The following is a 26342-nucleotide window of genomic DNA, read 5'->3' as shown; positions in this document are numbered from 1 at the left end:
TTGAATGTACCATTAAATGCAGTTGCAAAGGATGTTGAACTAAACTGCCCGTTAGCTTAATGATTTAGCGAATTTCCTTCAACCAAAAGAACCCTTTTCGAACGAGGTATAGAGCCGAGCGTATGTACCTCCCTCGAAGGATATTCCTATTTCGTATCTACACTAATTATTTCTCGCAGCCCACTGCAATTTTCCTCAATACAAAAAGATTCCGAGTTTCCGGAACCTTAAGGAACAGTACAATACTCACATGTGGTTTTCATTACTTTGAATTCTCAATTGCTTCTCTTAAGGCTTTTGCTAGATTACCTTTAATAATTTCATGACCTAAATGTATTTTTTTATCATCTAAAAAATCAAAACCTTTTTGCTTCTTTGTAGGAGTTAAAGAATAACCTTCTTCCCTATCACATGAGTATATAACTAATTTTTTCCCTTTTATTGCTTTTTCATAGCCTTTTACTCCTAAATACTTCTCAAGCGGAGTGATGTCGTTTTCCACGGGAGTTAGAGAATGGCATTTCTGAAATACATATTCAAGCGCTGACTCAATTTGTTCCTCACTGTTAGAATTTTCAACCTCCTTTACTACATCAATGTTTGCAATAATTCCTCCACACTTATTAATAATTCCCTTAGCAATCATAATAATTCTTTTACCGTAAACATAAATATCAACTTGTTTGTATTCCATACTGATTTTCCTCATTTCAAAATATGATACACGACCTAAACGCCTATTTCTGCTGGGTCATTCAGCTGCGTTCGCAAACTACTCCATGGTGCGTTAAACTAACGATTCGCTTTAGCTTAATCCTCTAGAACGTTGCCTAACGACTTTATTGATCAGGATCCAAGTGAAGTTGTGATATGTTTAATGACGGTTTCTTCATTGCGCTCCAATCTGGTGGATCAGTGAAGAAAGTCTTCAGTCGATCAAAGATTTGTTCTCGCTCTTTGAACCAATAGGTACACTCATTAATCTCAAAGCAGAGGATGAGCGCAATATCAAAAGGTTGATTTGCCTCACTAAATGAGAATTCATTCACGATTGTTTGTTCGTCGATTCCTCCCGAATCACTAAGGCCCTCGTCGTCTTCAATCTTTGAGTTAGCAGATGTTTCTTCACGAAGTTGAATGTGTTGTTCGAATAATATCTTAGCTTCGTTCATATGGGAAATGAATCTATTCGGATCAAATAGTAATGAAAAATAACCCATCAACTCTTCGAACAATCCTCGCTCAGTGAGACCAATTTCTATTCTGGTAAAACCATGTGTTAAGCCGGGCTTTACCTCTTCCATATAGGAATAGTTGAAGTGAGCTAAGTTTGCCGCATAAGAACTTCTGCCAGTACGATAGTTGTAGAAAGAGCTGCACAGCAACCAGACAAGAGGTGGATAAATCCACCAAAAATATTTATTATGGTCTCGATATAAATTACGATTGGCTGTCCCAAGTAACTCAAAATAATCTGCCAGTTTACTGAGCTCGCCATTCTCATATAACGGACCTAGTAATCCTCGAAACTCATAAAGTCCTAAAAAAAAGTGGTTGTCGATTGAGTATCCTTCATTCAGATCTATCCGATTCCTTTCCTCCGTTCGCTCGATATTCTCCTTTAACCCTTCATAAAACAATAGTCGATCATTCAACCGTATACACGCTCCTATATAACCAATGATTCCTATTTCAATCCTGGCTCCTAATCTTCTCATACTAACACATATTGGAAGTTTCCTGCCCGTTAGCGTAGTGCTCTAGCTCCACAAACCAATCCCATCCAATCCCTAAGTGATCTGGAGAATGGGCATCTGACCCGTATATACACGAAACCCCATGGTGCCTACATTTAATCAGGAACCATTCAGGTACATACGCTTTCCCACATGTATCTACCCTTAATCCTGCCGTGTTCACATCAAGTCCAACATTCATTCTAAGGAGGAGAGGAATAATTTTCTCCATGCGATCTTTGATTTGCCCTTCATCTATTTCAGGCAAGACGGTTTTAAATTTTTCAATTAGATTAATATGTCCAATTCTTTTCCGTATAGAGAATTGGGAGATCCACTCAATTGCTTCTTCAATATAGTTGTAGTACTCATCAACAACCTTCTCCATCGTTCCGTAATGCTTTAATATATATTCTTTAAAATAATCTGGTCGGTAATCAATTAATCTCATTCCACCCATACCGAGTATATAGTGCACAGAATAAATAATGTCTTCTAAATCCTGATCAAAGTCATCTATTATTCTTTCAGTGAAATCAAGTTTACCTGGTAAGTAATCTAGCTCTAAACCAACAGCAACATCTATCTTTCCATTGTATTCTTGCTTATAATGCTTGGCATGTTCGATGTACAGAAAAAGCTCACTGTAAGGCATTGCTAGCCTTTTATATAACGAAGCATCATCGATCCACTTCAATGGTAAAGGGGCATGTTCACTGAGCGTCTAACGCTCGAATCCTAAATTAATCGCTCGTTCTAAATATTCTTCTTGTGAAGTGCCACTACCATGATGACAGTATGGGGTATGGGTATGACCGTCCCATTTCAAATGAAGGTTCCTCCTTATACAAATTGACTGACGGTTTGACTCTTGTAGAGATATCTAATTGTCTAAAGCCATGTTTATCCTCCAAATAAATAACACTTCATTCCTCTATTACAAGACCCTTCTCTTTACACCATTCCATAACTAATTCCTTCACCTTTTTTTCTTTGAATTCATACCATTGTCTTTCGACGTCATGTTCAATGATTCCATCTATAAATCTTCTAAATGCTCCTCTTCCTTGAATAGCTCCAAACAATTTTTCTCGAACCTCTGCTTTGTCTAATGTCTCAATAAATTCTTCTATTAGTTCATACTCATGGAACTCGTTTCTTAATGTGAAATCGAGGTAAACCTCGTCTTCATCCTCTATAATTTTTATGGCTTGTTCAATGTTCTCTCGTTCCCAATCCGGATAATTGTCAAGCAGCTCTTCATCTTCTGCCGCTCTCATCTCTTCTCTCGATAATGTTATTACTTCTCCTGTCTGGATGTTTATGTATGTTAGGGTCTCATCCATTTGAATTTCAATTTCAGTAATTAGATCATCTAATTTTACTGTTGCTTTTCTCTCCATTTCACATCTGTCCTTTCATTGAGATTCCTTCTACAAAACAGTTTATTCAAATTACCAAAATAAATTATAGAGGAGCTGCTTTTAAGCATGTAACTCGTCCTCAACTATCATCAGACTTTGCAAATTAAATCCGCAGCAACAGCAGCAAACTAGGACGCGAAATAAAGATCTAGACTGCCATTGCTATGGCTACGACTTTTCAACTATCGTTCCCCGTTAGTTCAAACAAATACTCACTTAATTAATTTTACGGCATCTTTTTATTTGGCAAAAACACAAATTTCGCATCAATAATAATGTGTAAGACGATTGGAATCCATAAGACGCCTGTTCCCACGAAAAGAAGAAACAAAATAGCACCTAAGTAGGTAGTAAGTAATACCCCTTTCCAACCTTGATATAAATGTACAATTCCAAATAGCAAACTAGAAACAATACCAATTGTGATGACAGACAGTTCAAATGGAAGATGATTTAAATAATATACTACCACTCCTCGGAAAATGATTTCTTCGCAGACTCCTGCAGTAATAGCTACTAAGAGAAAAAGTAAACGTTCTTTAATTGTTGAGGGTAACAAAAATTGAATGCTTTCATCAGATAGAGCATCAGATAATATTTTTCTTAATTTTTTTGAAAAGACAAGAATCAAAGTAAACATTCCAATACATATACCTATTCCTAATCCAGCAGCCAATAAAAATTCTAGTTGAAAAGGAAATAAGGGTTTATCAAGAAAAAATAAGTCGTTTAGGGAACGTTGTGTAATTACCCAAAAGACAAATACAATTATGACCAGTAACCATTGAGTAATCATAATTCCAATGAACAATTTCTGCTTATTCACAAGATTTTGTTCAACCTTTTTCATATGAAAATAATCCCAGATTGGATAACCTACAGCAATTATTAGTAAAAGTGCGGTTAAAAAAAGCATCTTTATCACCCCTTCATTTATTATACAATACAACTCAACGATCAATTTTATTGACTATCAATATACTTCCTTTCTATTAAACTAACCTGCCCGTTAGCTTAATAAAATGAGCAGGCTACCGCAGCGCCTGCTCATCGTTATGTACTATTCAACTAACGTTCGCCGTTAGCTTAAGTGATTGGTGTTCCTTGATGGAATACCATTTGCCATTTTGAATCTTCATATTTCCAAATTGAACTACGTAGCGAATGTTGCCTTTTTTCTTCATTAAATATTTTGTATGTAGTTAAAACTATATTTTCAGATAATGGATGAATACCGAAATCACTTAGTTGCATTTTGACGACACCAATTCCATTAGAGTCTAGCCCATCTTTTCTTCGCCATACCTTCCCCGAACTTCCAAATTCGAAGAACTCCTCTGCAAGCAAAATTGAGAGTTCCTTAACTGAAGTACGTATCTCTGGTGATAGTAACATCTCTTCAAGTCTTAATAGTTCTTTTTTGATTAAATCAACGTGTTTTGTTTCCACCCTACATTCTCCTCGGCAGGAATTTAACTTATAAATCAACCGTTACTATATTAACACATATTGGAAGTATCCTGCCCGTTAGCGTAATGAAGCAGCCGACCATTGCGATCGGCTGCTTCTGTGTTTTTATTGAACTATCGTATCTCGATAGCTTAACAATGAATTATGAAATAACCTCAATATTTACGTTTTCAGCAGATATAGTGAACTCCATTAAAGGACCATCTAATAACACATGAAGTTCAAAACCAGTATCTGTGAGGTAAACTTCATCATAAAGCCAGCCACTTCCTACGCTTAAGTTAGTAGGTTGAATATTCTGTACTCCCGTAAAGGTTATCCTGATATCCGTTAAATAATGATAGCCGCCTCTACAATCCAATGTCATGATAAACGTGTCTTTCAAAGGCTGCTCAATCGAGGTTATCTGTGCATCATGTAAGGACTTCTCGTACAACTGAATAACATTCTCGGGTAATAAACTTTTTATGGAGTTATAGTAGTTCCGATACGCAATCCCTTTTGCTTTCACTCTCTCATCATACTCCAATAGCCATTGGTCAGCCATTTTTCTAAGTTCTTCAGATGGAAATTCTGATTTTAGCGTTCCGTTTTGAATATAGGGATGAAAGTATGCTGGGAGAAATTTGAGTAAATCAGTTCTATTATCCTCCAAGCTGTTCTTACAAATTTCTTTGAAATTCAAACCTTCAGATTCATACCAAGCAATGTCGTCTTCCCAATCCTTTTCCGTTTTATGAAAAATCAAAAAACTTCTTATCTGCGTCTCTTCATACGACTCTTTAGTGAAAGATTTCATTGGTTCCCCCTAGTATAGTTCGCTTATTAAATATACGGCTTGTATATTTGTTTTGTTGCGCTAACCTGCCCGTTAGCTTAATAGGAGGGTGAATAAATTCTATCAGTATCAGTATCTACGACATATTCAACCTCAATATCACTGTCATAAGTGATGTGTTCAAAGTTGTGAAGCCTGCAAAATACATTAGCGAGGTCTCTTATTTCAGATGTAGATGCTTTTGCTTTAAGATACTTTTGTTTTAATTGTTGTTTAGAACACTTTTTACCTGTGAGCATAACTTTTAGAAAATAACCGTCAATTTTAATTATCACTATAATCACTACTGGTTGCTACTCAGTCATATAGCTTAGATTTAATTATCCTTATTTTAACACATACATCCTAAATTAACCTGCCCGTTAGCTTAATAAAAAGAGCAGGCTACCGTAGCACCTACTCATCAATGTGTATTATTCAACTATCGTTCCCCGTTAGCGGAATAAACAGTTTTACATTCGCGAAAAGTCCAAATCAATATATGGTGTGTTATTCAGTAAGTTGAAATAGTAGAAGCGTCGAGCTTGTTCATCCCATTCGCTCCAATCAGAAGCATTAAAATCTCTGCTTCTATATAGTGCGGATAAAACTCTAGCTTGTCTTAAATCGATAAATAAAGGTATTTTCTTTAACCATTCTTGACTTACAGTATTTTCTTTACAATAGCCGTTTAAGAAGTTGGAAAAAAAACGCTTTGTAATCTCCTTTCTTACCTCTCCATCCACAACCCATGGGATAGGGATTTCATAAAATAAAGGTGTAGCAATATCAGACACAAACCAGCTATATTCCGCCTCATCAAAGTCGATAATATTGGCCTTATCCCCATCATTTAGATAATTACCGCAGCTGACATCCCCATGAATAAGGCCGTATGTACCTTTATCCTTGGAAAGAGCGCTAACTTCCCCAATTAAACGGTCGAAACTGCTATATAATTCTGACGGACAATAGTTTTTAAATGAAGCTAATAAAGCATTGTCATTCCATTCATACCGTAAATGTTGAGGGGGATAGTGAAGTGAAAGCTTATGTATTTTTCCAACAAATTGACCTATATTCTCATAAAAAGTATTGCTTTCCTCGGCAATTTTTGCATTTCTGCCAGAGACTTTCTCAAAGGCTGTCACAACAAAAGCAGCATCAATTGTATGAAGAAGATCACCCGTTAAAGACTGAATCTGTCTAGCTACTTTTACACCGGACTCCGCCAAAAACATGATAAAGTCTAATTCCGCTTTCGTTAATATTTCATTCCGATGTGTGATATGGGCAATTCTTAGAATAACTTCACGATTTCCGACCAATCCAGAATATACGAAGTTTTGAAACCCATTTAATTCAATCACTGAGTCTTCGCATATACCATAACGTTCTGCTGCTTGTCTCAATATATCTTGATTGAATAGCTGTTTGATCTTCTTAATCATATTATTCCTTATCACCCTCCGAAAGTAATTTGATCTTATTCTAATCGAAATCAATTGATTTCGGTCAATAAAAAACGTCTATAATTAAACTATCCTGCCCGTTAGCTTAATGACTATCTTGTGAACTATTTATGATTGAAAAACCCACTAGATACCTCCACTAAGTTTTTCAATATCTTTAAAGACTGATGCAAATCGCTTACCTCTAATATGTGATTTGCATCTTTTATTCTAAGGACTTCTGTATTTGGAAATCCTTCGATATGTTCAATATCATCCTCATGAAAAACTGGATCTTTTGTGCCGCTTACAACTAATCCACCAAATTTCTCAATTATCGGGATTGTTGATCTTATAGGTGTTAAGAACACGTGTCTTATCGATCTTTCTTTAATTAATTCAGCTGTCTTACCAGCTATGTACGTTCCAAGACTTTTGCTGACAAATACGACATCATTATAATCATTAATTATCTGGTTTATTGAGGTGTAGCATTCATGAATCAACTGATCAACTTTAGCTTCTTCAAAAGCGGTTCTCGCAGATTGGTAGCCATATTCAAGCATTAATAGATCATGGCCCGCATCATATGCGGATCTGCCCGTATAGTATAAAAGAGGTAATTCACATGAGTAATTCTGCCCAGGGAAAAACACAGCAACTGAGGGGTTATCATTTTTTATGTGTTTGTGAGAAATATCCCTGCCCCACTTAGAGTGTAAAATAATCTTTTCAACTTGCATCCACAACACCTCTTTACAAGTTATTTGGTAATACATTCAATATCCATCCACTTATCCCCTCCCCAACTCGCTCACAAATTTAGTATACAAAACTGTCCGTTAGCGTAACGACGAAGGGCTGTCAAGTGGCAGCCCTTTTAGTCTTCAACTATCGTTATACCGTTAGTTCAACGAGGTAAGAGATTGTTTTCAAAAATGATACTGGCTACTTCTGAAGGTTTCTCCACCTTGTTATTCAGTGGCTCAACACTTAGAAACTCTGCAAACCCCGCCAGCGCAGCAAATTGAGTGCCTCCCGATTGTCCCCTACCGTCTCGCAGAAACGCATTTTGGAGGCAACATCGGGCGAGCCAAAAGCGCTGGATTATATTTTATTTTCGAGGATGTCCTAAGTATCACTAACAGAGCGCGGTGAGTAAACAGTACCACTGGCACTCTGATTTTAGTGATCAGAAAAGGGTAGGAATCGGAGGACACGATACGGCATCGATGAATCGCGGATCGATACCATAGAAGTACCAGTATGATCCGCTCCATCTATAACCAGCAACACCGTCCATATCGACAGATGACGGATAAAACCAGAAGTTCTCGCCAGACCTAAGCCAAATATAAGTGTACTGGTAAACGCAGTCGACGATATAAGAAACAGCGGGTTTCGGCGGGATGAATGCGGGAGGAGGTGACTGCGGCGGTTGTCTCATGGGTCCTATATTTCGCATTTGAACCATAACATCACTCCTAACGGAAGATATTCATGATATTACATGAAAGTGTATCTTATACTATGTAGGTGAATAACTACTTGACTATACGAATGCCTAGTCATAACCATTTTGCACGGTCAACCGCTGCAATTTTTGTCCTGAAGCTTAAACTCCAGGGAATAGCTGTTATTATGTGTACGATTTCCATTTCACAGGGTACTTAAAAATTTCTCAAACTATTGGCTGGTATAGCGTAATAAAAAATGGAGTAGCTGCCGATTGCAACTGCTCCATTTTGTTTTTAACTATCGTTTTCCTTTAGTTTAATAAGGCAACAACGGAAAATTAGAAAATGAATTTAATTAAGCTCTTCAGCTAGGAGAGAATACATTAGGGTATCGGTAAATAATGTGCCAAAAGAGTATTCCCTTAACAGACCCTCTTTCTTAAAACCACATTTTTCTAACAAGCTTATTGATGCGTTATTTTCAGGCATTACTGTAGCTTGAATACGATGCAATCCTAAATTATTAAACCCAAAGGGGATTACAGCTCCTAAAGACTCTATCATGATACCCTGTTTCCATTGTTCTCGAGACAGGTTGTAACTGATATTTGCCATTGAACCTCTAACAAAGTTACCTAGTATACATGTGCCGATAATCTTATTGGCTTCCTTGGAAGATATCCCCCAAACAATCATTTCTTTTCTTTTAAATGCATTACTAAAACGTACAAAGGTGCTTGTCACTGTTTTAACATCTTTTGGACTATCATATCCCCAAAACTTTGTTACCTCATGGTCAGAAAAATATTTAAAGTAATCTTCCGCATCATCCGGTTGAAGTTCCCTTAATAAAAATCGTTCTGTTTCAATAATAGGAAATTCTTGAAACGATTCATTAAAACTCATTTGTTAACCTCCTTAAAATGTGTAATAGAGAAAGTTCCATATTAAACCTCCTATTCCTGCTACTTTCAATTTTTTTCAGTTGTTAGGCTCTTCACAATGTCGGGATGACATAATTCACCCAACTATCCTGCCCTTTAGCTTAATGAAGCATTGTCGCATCGTCAGTCTAATACTTTATTTTCTCAGTCTAAAATTTTATTTTCCTAGTCTAACACTATGTTTTTCAGTCTAGAACTTTATTTTCTTCTAACTTCTGCTACTCCTGTTGTGCTTACGACTCATAAAAATTACTAGTCAGCTCCATGCTTAAAACCCATAGCTTCGCCGAATTTTCAGTATCGATAGCGTATTTAGGATAGCTTCCCGAACCAAATATGTTTTTCAATTGCTCTACACCTTTTTCGCTTTTGGATGGTGCAACTATCTCTCGCTTGTGGTTAATTAGCTGGCCTGTTACATCGCGGAATTCATCTGAAGTACAGATATAAAAATAATTGTCTGCCATGCCGGCTGGTAGCGGATTCGTTAAATTTTGAGCCGTAGCAAGCACTTTCCAAAATAGGCTAAGTTTGCTTATCGTTTCTTTTGATAATTTTACTCGGTTGATCTGAAGCGCATTGATTTTAATTCCCTTGCTTTTCAATTGTTCAGCTAATTTGAAGGTTAATATCAATAACGCCATTTTGGAGTCTCCGTACATCTTATATACACTGTAACGCTGCTTGTTTTGCAGTTCACCGCGTAAATTATCGAAGTCAATTTTTCTTTTGGGATCGAAGAAATTTTTAATATTGGTCGTACAGGCATTAAGAATTCTCGGGTCCTGCGATTTTTGAAGATGGTCTGTCAGCAAATTAGTCATTAAGAAGGGACCAAATGTGTTTGTAGCAAAAGACAGTTCAATATGTTCAGGACTAAGCTTATATTGCTTTTCTCCATGATTTAAGTAAGCTGCGTTATGTATTAAAATGTCCAAACGTGAGTATTTAGCTTTGAATGCAGCGCAGAATAAACGAATAGAATCAAACGATGAAATATCCAGCTCCATCAAATCTACATTAACATTGTTTGCTGCTAGTATGATTTCTTGTTGCACAGGTCTACTAATCTGCAAATTGCGGCAAGCCATGACAACATGATATCCTTCGGTTGCAAACTTCAGCGTTGCTGCTTTTCCGATCCCCGAATTTGCTCCTGTTATAATAACAATCTTAGCTTTCATGCCGAACCTCCTATTGGATATTTTACGGTTACCCTTCAAGATTTGATTCTTAAGCGCTTGAACAAATGCTTTTAGTGCTTTTACACAGTTATGTCTTCTCTATTTTGATGATATTATGGTGCGAAGGAATTGTTTCGATTTTATAAGCTGCGTTATCAGTTGGGTTCTTGAGAAAAATTGATTAGATGTCAATTGTTTGGGTGTGTTACTCAAGCTGTATATCAATAATATATCGTATTTTTTCAATTAATAGTGCATCTTACAAAAACTATGAGACACTTATGAATATTAGAAATAACGGCTATTGATGAAATAGTCAGCTGACGATATACTGACAACATAGGTCGTGAAGAACACGCCGCTGTCATACAACCATTCCTGTTTGGGAGTGTTTGTATGACAGCGGCGTTTTTATTTTGTAGAGGGGAAGTGTAAGTTATGGCATCTCAATTTGATCACAAATATAAGGAATGGTTACAAGCCAATATTGATTCAGAGAGTAATCATAGAAGACTTGAATTGCTCAATAAGGGACTTGGCCACGGAACAGTTGAATTTCTACGATCAGTATGGTTCCCTGCTGTCGGACATTTTGATCATCTGCTGCCTGAATGGGAAGTTCGCGATTTCAATAATGGCTATCGATATCTGGATCTTGCCTATATGCCAGGTGCCGCAAAAGGTGGAATTGAGATTCAAGGATATGCGTCCCATGCTCGAGATCTTGATGTAAGACGATTTAAAGATTTGTGTAGAAGGCATTGTTTGTTAGCTCTTGACGGTTGGATGCTGCTGCCTGTTGCTTACCCTTCTATTACGGACGAACCGCAACAATGCCAGCAGCTCGTTCTTGCTTTCATAGGTAAATTTATTTCTTCAGATGTGCCTTCACAGCTAATGAGCTCTGAAGCGGAAACATTACGACTGGCACAACGTTTGCTCCGACCAATAACTCCCTTAGAACTCGCTGAGCATCTCAGAGTAAGTGATCGACATGCAAGGCGTATTTTGTACAAACTCGTTGAACTCCAACTTTTAGAGGTATCAAGTGGCCACCAACGTTGCCGTACCTTTAAAATTCGATTGTAACGTTATACGTCGTAGGAGCATGAGAGTGGGTAATGTGACGGTGATAGTCAAAATTACGTGGGGTGTTTGAGTTCTTACTGTGACAGAAAAAGCAGCTTAGGTGGCGGGTGTTACGGACATAGGTTCCGCTATTTGATGGATTTAGCTCTTTTTTTGATTTTAACGGACATAGGTTCCGCTATTTGCTATAAATCGAGTCTTTTTGAGTGTTTCAGCACAAATAGCGGATCTCATGTCCGTTAAAATGTCAAAACCCACTAAAATTCAAAATTAGCGGATCTCATGTCCGTTAACAATGATAGACACTACCCCTCGAGTCAAAAAAAGCGAGATTATCCGCAAAATATTCGGTATAAAAAAGAAAAACCACTCCTACCGAAGAAGTGGCATCTAATTACGACAACAGTTAGCAGACTGTTTTTTAACAAACGCTTAGTGCGGACTTTGCTCTGCGGCTTAGCCAATCTAATGACCAATACAATGATAAGCATCAACACAGCGGCATAGGCCGGAACCATCTGTATGCGAAAATGATCGATTATTCCATGCAATAATACAACCAACACTAAGGACATACATAACAATGCATTCAGCCGCCGCTCCCTTTTGCCAAATAGGATTCCCACCGTGACTGCAATAATGACCAAAATAACAACTACCTCTAATACTCGCATCATACATAACCTCCAACTTCATCTCAGACTTCAATTATGGATAGCCGTAATTGATAAGATAGAGCATAAATGTTGAAATATACTTCAAGGTCAAGCTTTAATTGAGACAAATAATAAAATTTCCCTGATATACTTGTTTTATATTAGGAAGAATCTTAAAACTTATTTCATAGGAACAACAACTATTTAAAAAAAATCAAAAAAATAAAGCTTGAAGGTGACGTAACGTCACCAAATATACTTGAAATGATGAGGGAGGTCGAGTGCTTGAGGAGACTGGAAAGCCCATTCTTAACAACGGGTCAGCTCGCACAGCGAACAGGAATAACGATAAGAACACTCCGCTATTATGACAAAATCGGATTGTTAAAGCCTGCCAAACAAAACAATTCATCAACCCGTCTATACAGTAAAGATGATATGACACGGCTGCAAAAAATTCAGATGCTTAAGTTCATCGGATTATCGCTATCAGAAATTAGTCAAATTATGTTTAACGAAACGCAGCCTGAGCGCAATCTCAGGAGCTCGTTAAAGCTGCAAAAAGACATCATCCAACACAAAATCGCTCATATGCTGGACGTATCCAAAACCATTGATGAAGCCATGGCTATGATTGATGATCAAGGTGAGGAATTGAATTGGGAAGGTTTGGCTAGCATTATCCAGTCAATACATAAGGAAAAAGAATGGTGTGAGCAATACTATAATGCCGTTCGCCTGCAGACGCGAATCCGGCTTTATGACCAGTTTAGTTGGAACAAAATCGGATGGCATCGGTGGTTCTTTGAGCATCTTGGCTCTCTTCCCGATCTAAAAGTGCTGGAACTTGGATGCGGAGACGCTGCCTTATGGAGTAGAAATGCAAACCTTATTCCCGAAACCTGGAGTGTTACGCTTACGGATCTATCGCAAGGTATGCTTGATGAGGCTAAGGTTCTTTTAGGTGGACATAGCGGGAGGTTTAAATTTCTGCTTGCCGACGCCCAGGCTATTCCATTTCACGATAATGAATTCGATATCGTAATTGCCAATCACATGCTCTATCATGTGCTCGATATTAACCAAGCTGTATCAGAAATGCACCGAATTCTAAAGCCTGGCGGACACGTGTACGCCTCAACGATGAGCAAGAGCCATTTGCAAGAAATAGAACAGTTAACTAAAGCTTTTGATCCGAATATTCAGGTGTTGGACCCTGTGATGGAACGATTCCATTTGGATAATGGGAGTGAGATGCTGCATAACTTTTTTATGGAGATTAAACAGATCCGGTTTGAGGATTATATGCTGATTGATCATGAGCTGCCTCTTGTTCAGTACATTACATCAACGCCGATGAACGCGAGAAAGATTCTTGTTGGTGAGAAGCTCGACCAATTCAAAACTTATTTACAGGCTAAAATCACAGAAAAAGGGAGCCTCTATATTACGAAAGATTCCGGGTTCTTTTATGGCAAAAAACAATAGAGAATTAGGAGAGATACTTATGACACCTAATATTCAAATCGTGAAAGAAGAGATTTTATCTGACAACTGGTATCTTCTAAAAAAAATAATATTCAATTACCAAAAACGTGACGGCAGCTGGGAAACTCATTCTCGGGAGGCGTATGATCGCGGCAACGGTGCTGCAATTTTACTTTATAACCGGGAGAAACAAACCGTAATTTTGACTCGTCAATTTCGAATGCCGACTTATGTTAATGGAAATGAGACAGGGATACTTATTGAGGCTTGCGCAGGATTACTGGATAATGATTCACCTGAGGATTGTATTCGCCGTGAAACAGAAGAGGAAACCGGATATAAAGTAACGAATGTGCAAAAGATTGGGGAAGCCTATATGTCCCCTGGGTCCGTCACTGAAATTTTATATTTTTTTGTTGCTGAATATACCTCGCATATGCATACAGGTCAAGGTGGTGGCGTAGAACAAGAACAGGAAGAAATCGAGGTGCTGGAGTTATCTTTTGAGCAGGCGCTGAGCATGGTCGAAAATGGTGAAATACGAGATGCAAAAACAATTATGCTTCTCCAATATGCTCAATTGCATGGGCTGCATCAGCCTATCAGCAAGCCACAGCATATATTAATAGCAGGTCCTTACCGCTCCAATACTGGTGATGATCCGGTGCTGATCAAGGCTAATATGCAGTTGATGAATGAAGCAGCTCTAAGCGTTTATCAGATGGGACATATGCCTGTTCTTGGGGAATGGTACGCCCTCCCTCTCATCGAAACCAGTGGATCACAACGCATCGGGGATGAGATTTTCGAACGGATATTCCACCCTTCCTCCACTCGTTTGTTATCCCATTGCGACGCCGTTCTTCGAATAGGAGGACCGTCCAAGGGAGCCGATGAAATGGTAAGCACAGCTGTAGCCAAGGGGAAAAAGATATATTACAATCTCGCTGAAATTCCAGTATTAAGCTAGCCATCGCGCTGCGGATTGATGCTCGAATTCACCATTTCTGACGACATCTTCCAAAAATAAATCGTTCATCTCATATTTGTTGCTGAACCTTCACTTTCCATCTGCCTCGTTCTATTTTTATCGCCTAATTAAATGTTAGAATAGAGAGATCAATTCAATCTATATTAGGAGCATGAAAAGTGCGAGGACATCCAATTCACATTTTACGAATCACAGGTTTTCTAGATGGCATTTCATTACTTTTATTATTATGTATCGCTATGCCCTTGAAATATATATGGGGAATAGAGCAAGCCGTGACGCTTATGGGAAGTATTCACGGGGGGATTTTCAGTTTATATGCTGTAGCAATACTTTACGCAGCTATTCGAGTGAAGTGGAGTTTGCTTTGGCCTGCAGCAGCAGTAATTGCGGCTTTTGTGCCATTAGGCAACTTTTTGCTCGATTGGAAGCTGAAGAAGGCACAAGTCAAATATAGCGTAAAGCCATTTAACTATGCCATATTAGTGTACAGTATCGTGTTTTTCTCTTTTATTGATTTATTTGCACAGCTGCCGGTTATGAGTACTTTTGCCGCTTCCGTTGGTGCAAGCTCGTTTATTGTAGGCATTGTTGTTGGTCTTTATTCGTTAACCAATACGTTTGGCAACATATTGTCTGGTATTATGACGGATAAGGTAGGGCCGTTCAAAATACTAATGATCGGTTTGCTTCTGACAAGCAGCGCACTGCTGCTATATCAATTCGTTGACTCTCCAGTCGTATTAATAATCGTACGAATCATTCATGGTTTTGTGGCCGGATTAATTGTTCCAGCTGCGTTTACTTTCTCTGCAAATACTACGATAAATAATGAGCAAGGGAAAAAAGTTGCCTTCACGGGTACATTTGTTGGATTAGCCGCCATTATTGGACCTGCTTTCAGCGGAATTATGGCAAGCAAAACTTCCGTTCCCTTCGTTTTTACTTGTGTAGCTGTATTAGGGTTTGCACTCGCCATTTTGTCTGCAATTTTTTTAAGCAAGTACAAACCATTGAAGAAAGAAAAAGAAAAAACGATCGAACAAGCAGCAGGCTCATTCTTTAATGCAGGTGTTGTAAAAGCTTATGGCGGTGCCTTTTTCTTAATGTTCTCTCAAGGCGTAATCGCTTATTTGTTGCCGCTGCATGTTCAAACGCTTGGATATGATTCGAAATTAAGCGGTACGCTAATGAGCACTTTCGGGATCATTGCCGTTCTCATGTTTGTACTTCCTACAAACCGTATATTCGATCGCGTTTCCCCATCACGAACGATGGCATTAGGCATGGGTTTAATGGGATTAAGTCAGCTGCTTATTAGCCAATCATCAACGACATTAGGACTTTATTTTGTTTTAGGACTATATGGAATCGGCTTTGCGTTCTTGTTTCCATCCATCAATACGATGCTCATTAGAGCTACGCCAGCAGAGCTTCGCGGGAAAGCTTATGGATATTTCTACGCCTTCTTCTCTCTTGGTGTGGTTGCAGGCTCATCCGTTCTGGGATGGCTTCCTTTCAATATTATCGAAGGGTTCATCTTTACTGGAATCATCCTTCTGTTATTTACTGTTTTCATCGCCTTGAACAAGCAAAAAGAGCAAGCCTTCAATCACTAGTGCATAGCTGCAAAAAAAAGACAGCATTCCATTCAACTGGAGGCTGTCTTTTTCTTTCTCCGCTTTAGCCGCTATTTACTGTTGTTCTCCAGCGGGGTTCGTCAGGACATTCTCCGACTCTAGCCGCAATGATTACCGATAAATAGTCTTGTATCATTTCTCGGGTAACATCCATTTGGACAAGATACAAATCTGCCAATGTTCTCTTTAATCCCCTGACCACCTCTATATCCTCTGTACCTTCAGGCACGGGTGTATACTCTACCAAAAATACAGTTCTTGCAACATCATATAAAAAATGTCCGTGACACACATTCATGAAATCGATAACTTTTGTCTGACCATTGAATAATAGTATATTGCCTGGATGAAAATCACCATGACAAAGTGTGTCTCCATCCTTCAATTCACTCCATTTTTGCAATACGCCTTCTTGTTCCATTGCATTAGCCGATGACGCATTTATTATATTGTATTTTAAAAATGATTTGTAATCCGGCACATTGCTAGTGCTAACTCTGTTCTGTAAAATCGACTTATGAAGCTTGGACATATGCTCCGCGCATCCATGGAGATCACCTGTTTTCAAAACCCAATCGAGCAGTGATTCGCCCTCCACTTTGTCATAAATAATACCCATACGCTCTTCGCAACTAACCATCTCATATGCCTTTGGTTTTTCGAAGTTCATATCATTAATGGCTTGTGCGTTTCTAAATTCTCTTTCTACATCACTTTTTGGATAACCGTGCACGAAAAGCTTAAGCACTGTCCCTTCTTCCCATTCATATACCGATGCGGTATTGCCTTCACCGATTAATTTCCCATACTTCATTGATGTCATCTTTCCTTTCCAAATGGCTGCTTCATTCATGGTATCATCTATACTTTTCTACCAATAATCATAGCATATTATGGAAATTTGCGAATTTTACTAGAACTCGCTATAAAAAAATAAAACAAAAAAACGGCATTTCTGCCGTTTTAATTAGAGCGATTGGTGGAGCTTGGCGCTTGCACCAATTAAACTCCACGCAGTTCATTATGTCCGGCGCATATAGGCGCGAACCGTAATCGGTGCAAAGATCGCTACGATCACAATTGCTCCGATCAGAGAGATAGCCAAATCCCAGCCTACCGTTCCAGAGTTGGTCAAATCACGGACGGCACTGACAAGATGGGAGACCGGATTGATGTTGACAAACCATTGAAGCCATTTCGGCATTGTATCAACCGGCACAAAGGCATTGGAAAGAAACGTCAGCGGAAACAGCACAATCATCGATATCCCTTGTACGCTTGAGGCAGTACGGGCAATGACGCCGAAGAAAGCGAAGATCCAGCTGATTGACCAAGAACAGAAGATCACAAGTAGAGCAGCGATGGCCACATGGTCAATGCCTCCATCAGGACGATAGCCCATAATGTATCCCATAGTTAAAGTGAGTACAGTAGCAATAGTGTACCTAATGGTGTCTGCAAGCAAAGCTCCAGCTAACGGAGCAATTCGTGAGATTGGCAATGACTTGAACCGATCAAATACACCTTTGTCCATGTCCTCACGCAATTGAACGCCAGTAACAACTGAGGTCGTAATTACAGTCTGCACGAGAATGCCGGGAATGATGACGGGCAAATAACTGATTACGTCACCTGAGATGGCACCGCCAAAAATATAGGTAAACATTAAAGTAAAGATGATTGGCTGAAGTGTAACATCAAACAATTGCTCAGGTGTGCGACGAATTTTAAGCAGGCCGCGATAAGCCATTGTTAATGAATTACGAATGGTTTGACCAAAGCTCGTGTGGTTTTTCAGCTCACGATCAAATCCTGATTGAATGGAAGTGCTTTTCATACTTTTACCGCCTCCGCTTTATTGGATACATCGGACGCTAGTGCAGCGTCCTCTTTAACACCATGACCTGTGATTGTGAGGAACACCTCATCAAGGGTAGGTTTTTGTACGCTCATTTCTGCCAAATGAATACCTCTCTCACGCAGTGCGATAAGCAGATCTGTGACCAAATCGGCATCCGCCATAGGGGCCGTAATCATTCCAGCTTCATATAACACAATTGATTGTGTTTTCAGCACATGTTCAACCGTTTGACGAGCTGCTTCGATGTCCAGCGGGTTTTGTACTCTTAATTGCAATGAGGAGGTACCTACTGAAGCTTTCAGTTCATCCACCGTGCCCTCTGCCACTACCCGACCGCGATCGATAACTGCGATTCTATCAGCCAATTGATCCGCCTCATCGAGGTACTGTGTCGTTAACAGCACGGTCGACCCCGTCTTCACTAGCCGGCGAATCGTATCCCACATTTGAGCACGCGTACGCGGGTCAAGCCCTGTAGTCGGCTCATCCAAGAAGATAAGCGGCGGTTGTGCAATAAGACTCGCTGCCAAATCCAAGCGGCGGCGCATGCCGCCAGAAAAGTTTTTCAACGGCCGCTTCGCTGCTTCCGTCAAACCAAACTCCTCAAGCAAATCATCTGCTTTACGCTTCGCTTCTGAACGCCCGAGCCCTAGCAGCCTAGAGAAGATAACCAGGTTTTCTGTAGCGCTTAGAGATTCATCAACCGATGCGTACTGGCCGGTTACCCCAATTAATTGACGAACAATCTGCGATTCCTTTACTACATCGTGCCCGAAGATGCGCGCCGAGCCTGCGTCTGGTCGAAGCAAGGTTGCAAGCATACTAATCGTTGTGGTTTTGCCAGCTCCATTCGGACCAAGCACACCGTAAATTGAACCTGCGCGTACATTCATATTCACGCCATCCACAGCCCGATTTTCACCAAAGGTTTTTACGAGTCCGTTCGCTTCGACAGCCCAATCACCGTGGTTTGGCTCTATTTTCTTCTTATTTACATGAACCATTGTAATTCCTCCTATACAACTGTTGATAACGTGATGGTAACGTACCTTTGTAAACTGAATTTAAACAAAAAATGATCCGCAGTTTAAATCTTACGTTTTATCGAGCGCATAAATTCTATCCCTGACCTTAGATTCACAGAAATTAAACAAATTAAACATCCCACTTAAAAGCAAGTCACCAAAAAAAGCCCCTATTTCTCTGCCGATTGCAGAAAATAAGGACTTTCTAACTAACCGCCATTTGAATTAGGGTCTGTTTTAGAGCTATGTCATAAACTTAAGACTATGATACGATCAGAGTATTTCATAGCTTTTCATCTTATAATTCTAAACGTAAAAAAAGCAGCTCAATCCTTTCACTTACTAATTACAATAGACAACTTATAATTAACATGATTATTTAATTCGGTTAAAAATAGATCCAGCTCATGGTTGGATGGAAATCTGCACTCCAAAAGATAACAACCATCTCCACTGATTTTGAAGTTGTTTAAGATGTACTGCTGTTGTTTCTCAATATAGGCCAAATAGGGCTTATGTTCCGTGCCTTTTGTATAAATATTTATAAAGGAGTGGATTGCAAATAAAACCTTTTTGATTGATCCATTTTTGGCGAAAAAGGGGGCAAATCCTCCGTTTCCAAATACGTTGAATAAGGATACATTTAACCCAACAGTAGATCTCCCCATTTCAATCGAAGAGATCATAGATGCAGATGTCGTTATTGTCACTCATTTACATCCTGATCATTTTGACGCCGCTGCGATCGAAGCATTGCCGAAAACTATTCCTATTATTGCACAGTCTGAAGATGATGTCGCAGTCATCCGAAAAGCAGGTTTTCAAAATGTACAATCGATAGATCGTATTTCGTATATAGAAGGCATTAGCTTAACTAGAACAAACGGAAAACATGGTATTGGCGAAATTGGAAAGATGATGGGCGAGGTTTCTGGTGTTGTCTTTAACCATCCGGATGAAAAAACACTTTATCTTGCAGGAGATACGATATGGTGCAATGATGTTGAGGACAGCATCAGACTGCATCATCCTGAAGTCATCATTGTAAATGGAGGGGCTGCACAATTTCTTCAAGGCGATCCGATCATTATGACAAAAGAAGACATTTATCAAACCTATATGGCAGCTCCGCAATCAACCATTATCGTTTCACATATGGAAGCACTCAATCACTGCTTATTAACTCGAAGAGAATTACAAGCATTCCTTAATGAAAAGGAACTTTCAAAACATATTTTAGTACCCATTGATGGTGAATCCATCACTTTTTAAATAAAAAATCATTTTTCTCTGGCGTAATTAGGCTGTCGAGAAACTCTCGGCAGCCTTCAATATGTCTAATTTATTTAAAGTGCTACTAATAATACAGGATTCAAAGTACTCTATAGCAACTATTTTGTTCCATAACCTTATAAACACAGTTTCTTCCGCCTGACAAAATATGCTCTACGCGTTCGATCTGAACTTCACTGCCTAGCACGGATTGAAAGAGGCTTAACTCATTTTTACATAACCCGGCACAAGCAGCAGCAGCTTCACAGATTGGACAATGCTTCTCTATAAACAAAAGGCTTCCATCGCCTAGATCCTTGATATCAGCCATATAACCTTCTTTTGTGCGAATATCAGCCAGTTTCTCCAATTTTCCAATTAGATGAGGTTCCCCGCCAAGTTGGAAAAGGTATTGCTCCAGCATTTTTTTATTTCGTACTGCCAGCAGCTTATCCAGCCCCTCGATTCCGAAAGCCTCTCTCATAGATTGAAGCAGACTAACTGACAATTCCGAATACCCGCTCGGAAAAAACCGATCAGCTTCAGGCGTTAATCTCCATAGCTTGGCCGGTCGTCCCATCGGACGGGCTTCTTCTTCATACGTAACTAAGCCTTCTTCTTTCAGTGCATTTAAATGCTGGCGAATAGCCATTCCAGACAATAGAAACTCTGAGGCTAATGCCATAACATCCATCCCACCCTGCTGCTTCAGCAGATTAACGATTCCTCTTCGCGTCTTCGTTGAGGAATCTTTGTTCGTTTGACTTCCGCTCATTATAAGGACCTCCTTTTGAGGCAACTGACTCTATATCACTCTCTACATTTTAAATAAAAATGTTGACAAAGTCAAAGCTGAACTGTAGCCTAAACTTTATAAAGAAATATGTTTACTAAGTATCCGGATATGGCGTATACATAAACAATTTTGTTGGAGGTTAAAGGCAATGCCGAATCATCAAAGCATTTTCAGTCCACGTTACTTTGCACTATCGATAGGAATTATTTTGTCAGTGATGGCAGTAGGATTTGAAGGCTTAGCCGTAACCACGATCGCTCCTTCCATTGCCGGTGATTTGAATGGCATTCATCTCTTTGGCTGGATATTCAGCACTTATCTGCTTGCTCAGATTGTTGGCACCCTGGTTGTCGGTCGAATTATTGATAAAAAAGGGCCAGCAGCACCTTTTACGATTGCACTTGTTTTGTTTATTGCGGGTCTGATTGCTGCGGCTGCTGCCAGCGATATGTACGTTATGATTGCGGCGCGAGCGCTGCAAGGCCTTGGTGCTGGTGCGATGATGACTTGTGTATACACCGCTATCTCCTTAAGCTATCCCGATGAATTGCGTTCCAAAATACTCGGTGCATTCGGTACAGCCTACGTCCTTCCGTCTATGCTCGGTCCATTCGTTGCCGGTTTGATTGCAGAACAGTGGTCTTGGCGTTTTGTATTCTGGGGCATATTGCCGATTATTGTTTTGTCAGCCATTCTTAGCTTGCCGGCTTTTAGAAAGTTGAAGGTACAAGGTACAAGGGAGGGAAATGGTGCCGCCGCTACGTGGATGGCTTTATTTTTAACAATAGGTACTGGTATTTTCCTCGTTGGACTTGGCATGCTGCCCAAAATTACAGGAGCTGTATTAAGCATTGCCGGCTTAGCCGTCATGTCATATCCACTGCGCAAGTTGCTGCCTACGGGCACTCTACTCTTCCGAAGAGGCATGCCAGCTATTCTAGCAACACGTGGACTTTTCTTCGCCGCATATGTCAGTACACAAAATTTTCTTGTGTTAGCTCTAATCGATATTAAAGGCATTAATCCCGCTCATGCCGGATTAATTGTTGCCAGCGCGGCGCTTAGCTGGTGTCTCTTTGCTTATTTGCAAGGGCGCTGGGATACAGCAGACCAAGGTCGTGGGCGCAACAGAAGAATTATTTTAGGCGTGCTGCTGCTCACAATAGGTTTTGCTTTAGTCGTTTGGATTCCAAACGTAACGGTTGCCTTGGCCGTAATGGGGCAAATCATTGCAGGAATTGGAATGGGATTATCCCATCCAACGAGCGGTGCGGTTGCATTTGCCCATACTAGTGAAGACGGAGCTGGCGAGACGTCCGCTAATTTGCAATTTGCAGATTCTTTCACACCGGGTGTGGTCATCGGTATAGGCGGTGCTATCCTTGTCGTTAGTCAGGCTGCCGGAATGACGATGCAATCGGGATTGATTGTAACGATGGGATTTAATCTTTTGTTAATACTTATGAGTTTATTTGCAAGTATTCGTATTTCTTCTAAGAAACCAATGGCAGGCTAAAACACGATGGGGTGATCTGGAGGAGAAGAGATTATCTCAAGCGAATGAATGAGTGAGTTACTCTGTCAGTTAGTTCATAAAGAAGAAGAGGAGCCTAATTGCAGGCTCCTCTTCTATCGTGTACGACATTAATATAAAGTTTTTGTAGCGCCTGCGTCATAGCTCAGCAGCTCATCTGTTCGATTGTCGCGTATTTTGGCTGCCCATTCTGGATCAGCAAGCAGTGCACGGCCTATGGCTACCAGATCAAACTCTTCCTTTTCTAGTCTTTCAATTAAGCTGTTCAAAATGGCCGGCTTCGCAGCGTCCCCGCTGCTGCTTCTAAATTCATTATCCAGCCCAACTGAGCCTACAGTTATCGTTGGTTTTCCTGTCAGCTTCTTCGTCCATCCTGCCAGATTTAGTTGAGAATCCTCGAACTCCGGCTCCCAATATCGCCGTGTTGAACAATGAAAGACATCCACTCCCGCATCAGCAAGCGGCGTCAAAAATTGCAAAAGCTGCTGAGGCGTTTCCGTCAATTTGGCATCATAATGACCTGCCTTCCATTGTGAGAATCGGAATACGATTGGGAAATCTCTTCCGACTGCACGACGGCATGCTTCAACAATCTCAACAGCGAAACGTGTCCTCGCTGCAAGGTCGCCACCATAGCGATCAGTCCGTTTATTTGTTTGGCCCCAGAAGAACTGATCGATCAAATAACCATGCGCGCCATGAAGCTCAATACCATCAAAGCCGATTCGTGCTGCATCTGCCGCTGACTGTGCGTAAGCTGCGATAACATCCCCAATCTCTTTCTCCGTTAGAGGCTCCGTTATTTTCTCACCTGATAGATTGAGTCCCGAAGGACCAATTGGCAATGCTTCGTTATTGGGGAGGTCGCCAATTTTGCGCGTTAACCCAACATGCCATAGCTGCGGAATAATTTTACCGCCGGCTTCATGCACTTCTTTTACCACGTTGGACCAGCCGCTCAGCGCAGCCTCGCCATGAAAGTGAGGCCAATTCGGACTTGCAGCAGCAGCCTTATGATTGATTACGGTTCCTTCGGTGACGATAAGACCAACGCCATTCTCCGCCCGCCGACGATAATAAGCTGCAACATCAGCCCCTGGAACTCCATTTGGGGAGTATCCTCTTGTCATTGGCGCCATCACAATACGATTGGCAACCTGCAAATTTTTGGAGACAAAGGGCTTAAATAAAGCTTCAACGGATGTTTCATTTGTGGTATTAGACATGTACATTCCTCCTATATATTTGATTTGAGTTTAATTAGGTTTGTGTACTATAGATACTATCATGAATTACCGTGTATTCCCAGAAATTTACTTATTTTCAATGCCGTAAAACCGAAAACCTTTTAATCTAAAAAAATGCTCTGATGGTATAATGGAAAAGGAATCCAAATAAAACAGTTATCCATTAGGAGGGTTTGTATGGATTATCTTCGAGATTACACCATGTATGCAGCAATATTTGGCATGTTTAGTTTCAGTTGGTTTGGCTGGGCACAAGAAAATCCTAGAGCGAGTTGGCGCAAATACATTGGCATAGCTTCTGGCATTGCACTTCTAGTATGCTTGGCAGGCGTCTACCTTAGTATAACGAACTGGGACGCACCCTCCGCTTTGTCTAATCAATCATCTTTCAAAAACTATTTGATTTCGGTATACACTGAGATTATTTTGGCTGGTGCGGGTGCTTTTGTATTTATAAAAACAAAACGCAGCAAATACGTTTCCCCTTGGATTGCCTTTATTGTTGGTATTCATTTTATTAGTTTGAAACATGTTTTCAATGATCCCAGTTTATATGTACTTGCTGCGTTGTTGGTTGCCGTTTCCATCAGTACGTTAATCATATCTCCAAAGCTTAAGATAGCCCATAGCGCAATTACAGGTATTGGTTCTGGTACAGTTTTATTCTGCTTCGCCCTCTTAGGCTTGATTCGATATTTCTTGGTCTAATACGAGCCAAAACAACCATAACTGCATCTCTGCTGTTATGGTTGTTTTATTTATTTATTTATTTTCTATCTATTAAAATGGCGCAGTTTCTCTGGATTCATGACGATATAAATGTCCGAAATGACGTTGTCTTTGATATGGAAGGTAATAACCGAAAACGTAAGCTCGCCAGACTTAATCACAATGCCGCTATTTCCATTTAGTTCAACAACATCACAAGTGAAATCTGAAGGAACTTCCGGCCTAATCGCCGTAAAATAACGGATAATAAGATTTTGCCCCACAATCGGACGCAGGGCCGCATTTGTTTTGCCGCATCCATCCGTATACAATACTGTTTCCGTGGAAAGAATCGCCAGCATGCGATTGATATTGCCAGAAATGATCGCGTTTATGAATTCCTCCATCATAGGACTAGCAATCTCCTGCGGAGCCAATTTACTGCTGGAAGAGGACCCTATGCTTTTTTTTGCCCTATAAAAAATTTGCCTACAGTTTCCGCTGCTCTTATCGAGAATAGCGGCAATATCTTGAAATGGGTAATGAAACAACTCCCTTAGTAGAAAAACAACACGCTCTACGGCGGTCAGCTGCTGCAATAACAGCAAGTATGCGGTAGACAACATTTCCTTCGAAATGTATAGTTGGAGCGGATCGTTTGAGTTAACACCACTCGTAACGAGAGGCTCTGGCAGCCACGGTCCCACATACAATTCCCGCTGCCTGCTTGTCGATTTCAACTTATTCAGGCATTTATTCGTAACTACTTTGCACATATAAGCTTTAATAAACTGGATATGATCAGACTGATCTTCATGCAAAGAGATAAACGCGTCCTGAACAATATCTTCCGCATCCGCGACACTGCCCATCATTTGATAAGCGAGCGAAAATAATAACGGCTTCAATTCAACATATAGCTGTCACAGCAATTGAGGCTATTAGCAGCTCTGGGTGCGGCACAAAGGTGTTCGTCCGGCAAATCGAATAAATAACATGCCTAATCATCGGATCTTGAACTTCCTTTTCAGCCCATTCTCGGAATGTTACCCTTTCGAGTTTCGTTGTATCGATTTTAGCTAATTTCATCATAAACCGTGCTAGCTCTATTTTCCCAGTAAACGAGAACAATTTAGATGTCAGCAATTGAATGGGTCCAGTCGGCAAAGGAAACACTTGATTGTTCCAAATTGCGGCCACTGATGGCGGTGGATTGGCTCCTTTTAGCTTAACATCAAGCTCTTTTAGCACTTCCTCGCCTACCCCATCCTGATAGAAAGAATGAACACCCAGGTTGAGATAAACTCCTTTCTTTTTCACCGTTAATGCCCTTCCGCCCAATCGATTGGACTTTTCGACTAGCAGCACGCATAATCCTGCTTTAGCCAAATAAATAGAAGCTGTCAGACCAGACAAACCGCCGCCAATAATGACTGCGTCATAGGCTGTTTTTCGCTCATTCATTATGATCACCTCATGTTTTTGCTTATATGACAAATAGCAAAGGTGTTTTGTTACAGAATAGTATTCATTTTTCTGCCCTGATCAGTGC

25 protein-coding genes and 2 pseudogenes are annotated in these 26342 nt (G+C 40.1%); 7 read left to right on the top strand and 20 right to left on the bottom strand.

Going from position 1 to position 26342, the window contains the following annotated elements; all coding sequences use genetic code 11:
* Window positions 1-262 precede the first annotated feature (262 nt).
* From ACIFSR_RS28145 to ACIFSR_RS28095, 11 genes and pseudogenes are all read right to left on the bottom strand, one after another.
* Window positions 263-694 carry a hypothetical protein gene (locus ACIFSR_RS28145; protein WP_430061633.1) on the bottom strand — a complete coding sequence of 144 codons (432 nt, stop codon included), beginning with the start codon at window positions 692-694 and terminating at the stop codon, window positions 263-265.
* A 145-nt stretch (window positions 695-839) separates the two neighbouring features.
* Complete coding sequence (locus ACIFSR_RS28140) at window positions 840-1655, bottom strand: hypothetical protein (RefSeq protein WP_430061631.1); 816 nt, start codon at window positions 1653-1655, stop codon at window positions 840-842.
* Between the two features lie 64 nt (window positions 1656-1719).
* Window positions 1720-2448: pseudogene (hisJ, locus tag ACIFSR_RS28135) on the bottom strand (histidinol-phosphatase HisJ); the annotation flags it as partial.
* 214 nt (window positions 2449-2662) lie between these two features.
* A complete protein-coding gene (locus ACIFSR_RS28130) occupies window positions 2663-3139 on the bottom strand; it encodes a UPF0158 family protein (protein WP_430061629.1) in 477 nt (158 codons plus the stop codon).
* Between the two features lie 247 nt (window positions 3140-3386).
* Window positions 3387-4076 carry a CPBP family intramembrane glutamic endopeptidase gene (locus ACIFSR_RS28125; RefSeq protein ID WP_430061627.1) on the bottom strand — a complete coding sequence of 230 codons (690 nt, stop codon included), beginning with the start codon at window positions 4074-4076 and terminating at the stop codon, window positions 3387-3389.
* A 170-nt stretch (window positions 4077-4246) separates the two neighbouring features.
* Window positions 4247-4609, bottom strand: a complete 363-nt coding sequence (locus tag ACIFSR_RS28120; RefSeq protein WP_430061625.1) for a DUF4440 domain-containing protein — start codon at window positions 4607-4609, stop codon at window positions 4247-4249.
* 163 nt (window positions 4610-4772) lie between these two features.
* Window positions 4773-5429 carry a DUF4085 domain-containing protein gene (locus ACIFSR_RS28115; RefSeq protein ID WP_430061623.1) on the bottom strand — a complete coding sequence of 219 codons (657 nt, stop codon included), beginning with the start codon at window positions 5427-5429 and terminating at the stop codon, window positions 4773-4775.
* A 491-nt stretch (window positions 5430-5920) separates the two neighbouring features.
* A complete protein-coding gene (locus tag ACIFSR_RS28110; protein WP_430061621.1) occupies window positions 5921-6898 on the bottom strand; it encodes a phosphotransferase enzyme family protein in 978 nt (325 codons plus the stop codon).
* Window positions 6899-7023: 125 nt separating this feature from the next.
* A complete protein-coding gene (locus tag ACIFSR_RS28105) occupies window positions 7024-7641 on the bottom strand; it encodes an alpha/beta hydrolase (RefSeq protein ID WP_430061619.1) in 618 nt (205 codons plus the stop codon).
* A 1065-nt stretch (window positions 7642-8706) separates the two neighbouring features.
* Complete coding sequence (locus ACIFSR_RS28100; protein WP_430061617.1) at window positions 8707-9261, bottom strand: GNAT family N-acetyltransferase; 555 nt, start codon at window positions 9259-9261, stop codon at window positions 8707-8709.
* A gap of 271 nt (window positions 9262-9532) precedes the next feature.
* The gene (locus ACIFSR_RS28095; protein ID WP_339203905.1) at window positions 9533-10483 is read right to left on the bottom strand and encodes an SDR family NAD(P)-dependent oxidoreductase; all 951 of its coding nucleotides are present in this window, start codon (window positions 10481-10483) and stop codon (window positions 9533-9535) included.
* 438 nt (window positions 10484-10921) lie between these two features.
* On the opposite strand from ACIFSR_RS28095, the gene ACIFSR_RS28090 reads away from it, so the two are divergent.
* Window positions 10922-11572, top strand: a complete 651-nt coding sequence (locus ACIFSR_RS28090; RefSeq protein ID WP_339203906.1) for a transcriptional regulator — start codon at window positions 10922-10924, stop codon at window positions 11570-11572.
* Window positions 11573-11904: 332 nt separating this feature from the next.
* On the opposite strand, the gene ACIFSR_RS28085 is transcribed toward ACIFSR_RS28090, so the two are convergent.
* Entirely contained in the window at window positions 11905-12249 is a 345-nt protein-coding gene (locus ACIFSR_RS28085; protein WP_430061615.1) for a hypothetical protein, read from the bottom strand.
* A 264-nt stretch (window positions 12250-12513) separates the two neighbouring features.
* On the opposite strand from ACIFSR_RS28085, the gene ACIFSR_RS28080 reads away from it, so the two are divergent.
* From ACIFSR_RS28080 to ACIFSR_RS28070, 3 genes are all read left to right on the top strand, one after another.
* On the top strand, window positions 12514-13716 hold the full coding sequence (locus ACIFSR_RS28080; protein WP_430061613.1) for a MerR family transcriptional regulator: 1203 nt from the start codon (window positions 12514-12516) through the stop codon (window positions 13714-13716).
* A 19-nt stretch (window positions 13717-13735) separates the two neighbouring features.
* Complete coding sequence (gene nudK, locus ACIFSR_RS28075) at window positions 13736-14686, top strand: GDP-mannose pyrophosphatase NudK (protein WP_430061611.1); 951 nt, start codon at window positions 13736-13738, stop codon at window positions 14684-14686.
* 179 nt (window positions 14687-14865) lie between these two features.
* Entirely contained in the window at window positions 14866-16326 is a 1461-nt protein-coding gene (locus ACIFSR_RS28070) for an MFS transporter (RefSeq protein WP_430061609.1), read from the top strand.
* 64 nt (window positions 16327-16390) lie between these two features.
* Here ACIFSR_RS28070 and ACIFSR_RS28065 read toward each other — a convergent pair whose 3' ends face one another.
* The 4 genes and pseudogenes from ACIFSR_RS28065 to ACIFSR_RS28050 all read right to left on the bottom strand — a co-directional run.
* On the bottom strand, window positions 16391-17200 hold the full coding sequence (locus ACIFSR_RS28065) for an aminoglycoside phosphotransferase family protein (RefSeq protein WP_430061607.1): 810 nt from the start codon (window positions 17198-17200) through the stop codon (window positions 16391-16393).
* 168 nt (window positions 17201-17368) lie between these two features.
* Window positions 17369-18184, bottom strand: coding sequence for an ABC transporter permease (locus ACIFSR_RS28060; RefSeq protein ID WP_430061605.1), 816 nt, complete (start codon window positions 18182-18184; stop codon window positions 17369-17371).
* Window positions 18181-19212: an ATP-binding cassette domain-containing protein gene (locus tag ACIFSR_RS28055; RefSeq protein WP_339203921.1), complete on the bottom strand. Its 1032-nt coding sequence runs from the start codon at window positions 19210-19212 to the stop codon at window positions 18181-18183. Before ACIFSR_RS28055 ends, ACIFSR_RS28060 begins: the two co-directional genes overlap by 4 nt.
* Window positions 19213-19568: 356 nt before the next feature.
* A pseudogene (locus ACIFSR_RS28050) lies at window positions 19569-19790 on the bottom strand (Lrp/AsnC ligand binding domain-containing protein); the annotation flags it as partial.
* Between the two features lie 16 nt (window positions 19791-19806).
* Between ACIFSR_RS28050 and ACIFSR_RS28045 the strand changes: the two are divergent.
* Window positions 19807-20505, top strand: coding sequence for an MBL fold metallo-hydrolase (locus tag ACIFSR_RS28045; RefSeq protein WP_430061603.1), 699 nt, complete (start codon window positions 19807-19809; stop codon window positions 20503-20505).
* A gap of 100 nt (window positions 20506-20605) precedes the next feature.
* Here the strand turns inward: ACIFSR_RS28045 and ACIFSR_RS28040 are convergent, their stop codons facing one another.
* Window positions 20606-21280: a helix-turn-helix transcriptional regulator gene (locus tag ACIFSR_RS28040; protein ID WP_430061601.1), complete on the bottom strand. Its 675-nt coding sequence runs from the start codon at window positions 21278-21280 to the stop codon at window positions 20606-20608.
* Window positions 21281-21449: 169 nt separating this feature from the next.
* Between ACIFSR_RS28040 and ACIFSR_RS28035 the strand changes: the two genes are divergently transcribed.
* Entirely contained in the window at window positions 21450-22817 is a 1368-nt protein-coding gene (locus ACIFSR_RS28035) for an MFS transporter (protein WP_430061599.1), read from the top strand.
* Window positions 22818-22945: 128 nt separating this feature from the next.
* On the opposite strand, the gene ACIFSR_RS28030 is transcribed toward ACIFSR_RS28035, so the two are convergent.
* Window positions 22946-24061 carry an NADH:flavin oxidoreductase gene (locus ACIFSR_RS28030; protein WP_430061597.1) on the bottom strand — a complete coding sequence of 372 codons (1116 nt, stop codon included), beginning with the start codon at window positions 24059-24061 and terminating at the stop codon, window positions 22946-22948.
* 198 nt (window positions 24062-24259) lie between these two features.
* Between ACIFSR_RS28030 and ACIFSR_RS28025 the strand changes: the two genes are divergently transcribed.
* Window positions 24260-24790: a hypothetical protein gene (locus tag ACIFSR_RS28025; protein ID WP_430061595.1), complete on the top strand. Its 531-nt coding sequence runs from the start codon at window positions 24260-24262 to the stop codon at window positions 24788-24790.
* 65 nt (window positions 24791-24855) lie between these two features.
* On the opposite strand, the gene sigJ is transcribed toward ACIFSR_RS28025, so the two are convergent.
* Window positions 24856-25698 carry an RNA polymerase sigma factor SigJ gene (sigJ, locus tag ACIFSR_RS28020; protein ID WP_430061593.1) on the bottom strand — a complete coding sequence of 281 codons (843 nt, stop codon included), beginning with the start codon at window positions 25696-25698 and terminating at the stop codon, window positions 24856-24858.
* 1 nt (window position 25699) lies between these two features.
* The gene (locus ACIFSR_RS28015; RefSeq protein ID WP_430061591.1) at window positions 25700-26254 is read right to left on the bottom strand and encodes an FAD-dependent oxidoreductase; all 555 of its coding nucleotides are present in this window, start codon (window positions 26252-26254) and stop codon (window positions 25700-25702) included.
* Window positions 26255-26342 lie beyond the last annotated feature (88 nt).

The sequence above is a fragment of the Paenibacillus sp. NRS-1760 genome, assembly GCF_050467785.1.
Lineage (GTDB): Bacteria > Bacillota > Bacilli > Paenibacillales > Paenibacillaceae > Pristimantibacillus.
Note: the sequence above shows the minus strand (reverse complement) of the source record. Positions and strands in the feature narration are given on the sequence as shown.

What these genes read in the sequence shown, in the direction of transcription:
- ACIFSR_RS28115 (WP_430061623.1), bottom strand. Translation starts at nt 5,429, where the DNA reads ATGAAATCTTTCACTAAAGAGTCGTATGAAGAGACGCAGATAAGAAGT.
- ACIFSR_RS28110 (WP_430061621.1), bottom strand. Translation starts at nt 6,898, where the DNA reads ATGATTAAGAAGATCAAACAGCTATTCAATCAAGATATATTGAGACAA.
- ACIFSR_RS28055 (WP_339203921.1), bottom strand. Translation starts at nt 19,212, where the DNA reads ATGGTTCATGTAAATAAGAAGAAAATAGAGCCAAACCACGGTGATTGG.
- ACIFSR_RS28025 (WP_430061595.1), top strand. Translation starts at nt 24,260, where the DNA reads ATGGATTATCTTCGAGATTACACCATGTATGCAGCAATATTTGGCATG.
- nudK (WP_430061611.1), top strand. Translation starts at nt 13,736, where the DNA reads ATGACACCTAATATTCAAATCGTGAAAGAAGAGATTTTATCTGACAAC.
- ACIFSR_RS28040 (WP_430061601.1), bottom strand. Translation starts at nt 21,280, where the DNA reads ATGAGCGGAAGTCAAACGAACAAAGATTCCTCAACGAAGACGCGAAGA.
- ACIFSR_RS28030 (WP_430061597.1), bottom strand. Translation starts at nt 24,061, where the DNA reads ATGTCTAATACCACAAATGAAACATCCGTTGAAGCTTTATTTAAGCCC.
- ACIFSR_RS28085 (WP_430061615.1), bottom strand. Translation starts at nt 12,249, where the DNA reads ATGATGCGAGTATTAGAGGTAGTTGTTATTTTGGTCATTATTGCAGTC.
- ACIFSR_RS28145 (WP_430061633.1), bottom strand. Translation starts at nt 694, where the DNA reads ATGGAATACAAACAAGTTGATATTTATGTTTACGGTAAAAGAATTATT.
- ACIFSR_RS28100 (WP_430061617.1), bottom strand. Translation starts at nt 9,261, where the DNA reads ATGAGTTTTAATGAATCGTTTCAAGAATTTCCTATTATTGAAACAGAA.
- ACIFSR_RS28090 (WP_339203906.1), top strand. Translation starts at nt 10,922, where the DNA reads ATGGCATCTCAATTTGATCACAAATATAAGGAATGGTTACAAGCCAAT.
- ACIFSR_RS28125 (WP_430061627.1), bottom strand. Translation starts at nt 4,076, where the DNA reads ATGCTTTTTTTAACCGCACTTTTACTAATAATTGCTGTAGGTTATCCA.
- ACIFSR_RS28065 (WP_430061607.1), bottom strand. Translation starts at nt 17,200, where the DNA reads ATGAATGAAGCAGCCATTTGGAAAGGAAAGATGACATCAATGAAGTAT.
- ACIFSR_RS28130 (WP_430061629.1), bottom strand. Translation starts at nt 3,139, where the DNA reads ATGGAGAGAAAAGCAACAGTAAAATTAGATGATCTAATTACTGAAATT.
- ACIFSR_RS28105 (WP_430061619.1), bottom strand. Translation starts at nt 7,641, where the DNA reads ATGCAAGTTGAAAAGATTATTTTACACTCTAAGTGGGGCAGGGATATT.
- ACIFSR_RS28060 (WP_430061605.1), bottom strand. Translation starts at nt 18,184, where the DNA reads ATGAAAAGCACTTCCATTCAATCAGGATTTGATCGTGAGCTGAAAAAC.
- ACIFSR_RS28095 (WP_339203905.1), bottom strand. Translation starts at nt 10,483, where the DNA reads ATGAAAGCTAAGATTGTTATTATAACAGGAGCAAATTCGGGGATCGGA.
- ACIFSR_RS28015 (WP_430061591.1), bottom strand. Translation starts at nt 26,254, where the DNA reads ATGAATGAGCGAAAAACAGCCTATGACGCAGTCATTATTGGCGGCGGT.
- ACIFSR_RS28035 (WP_430061599.1), top strand. Translation starts at nt 21,450, where the DNA reads ATGCCGAATCATCAAAGCATTTTCAGTCCACGTTACTTTGCACTATCG.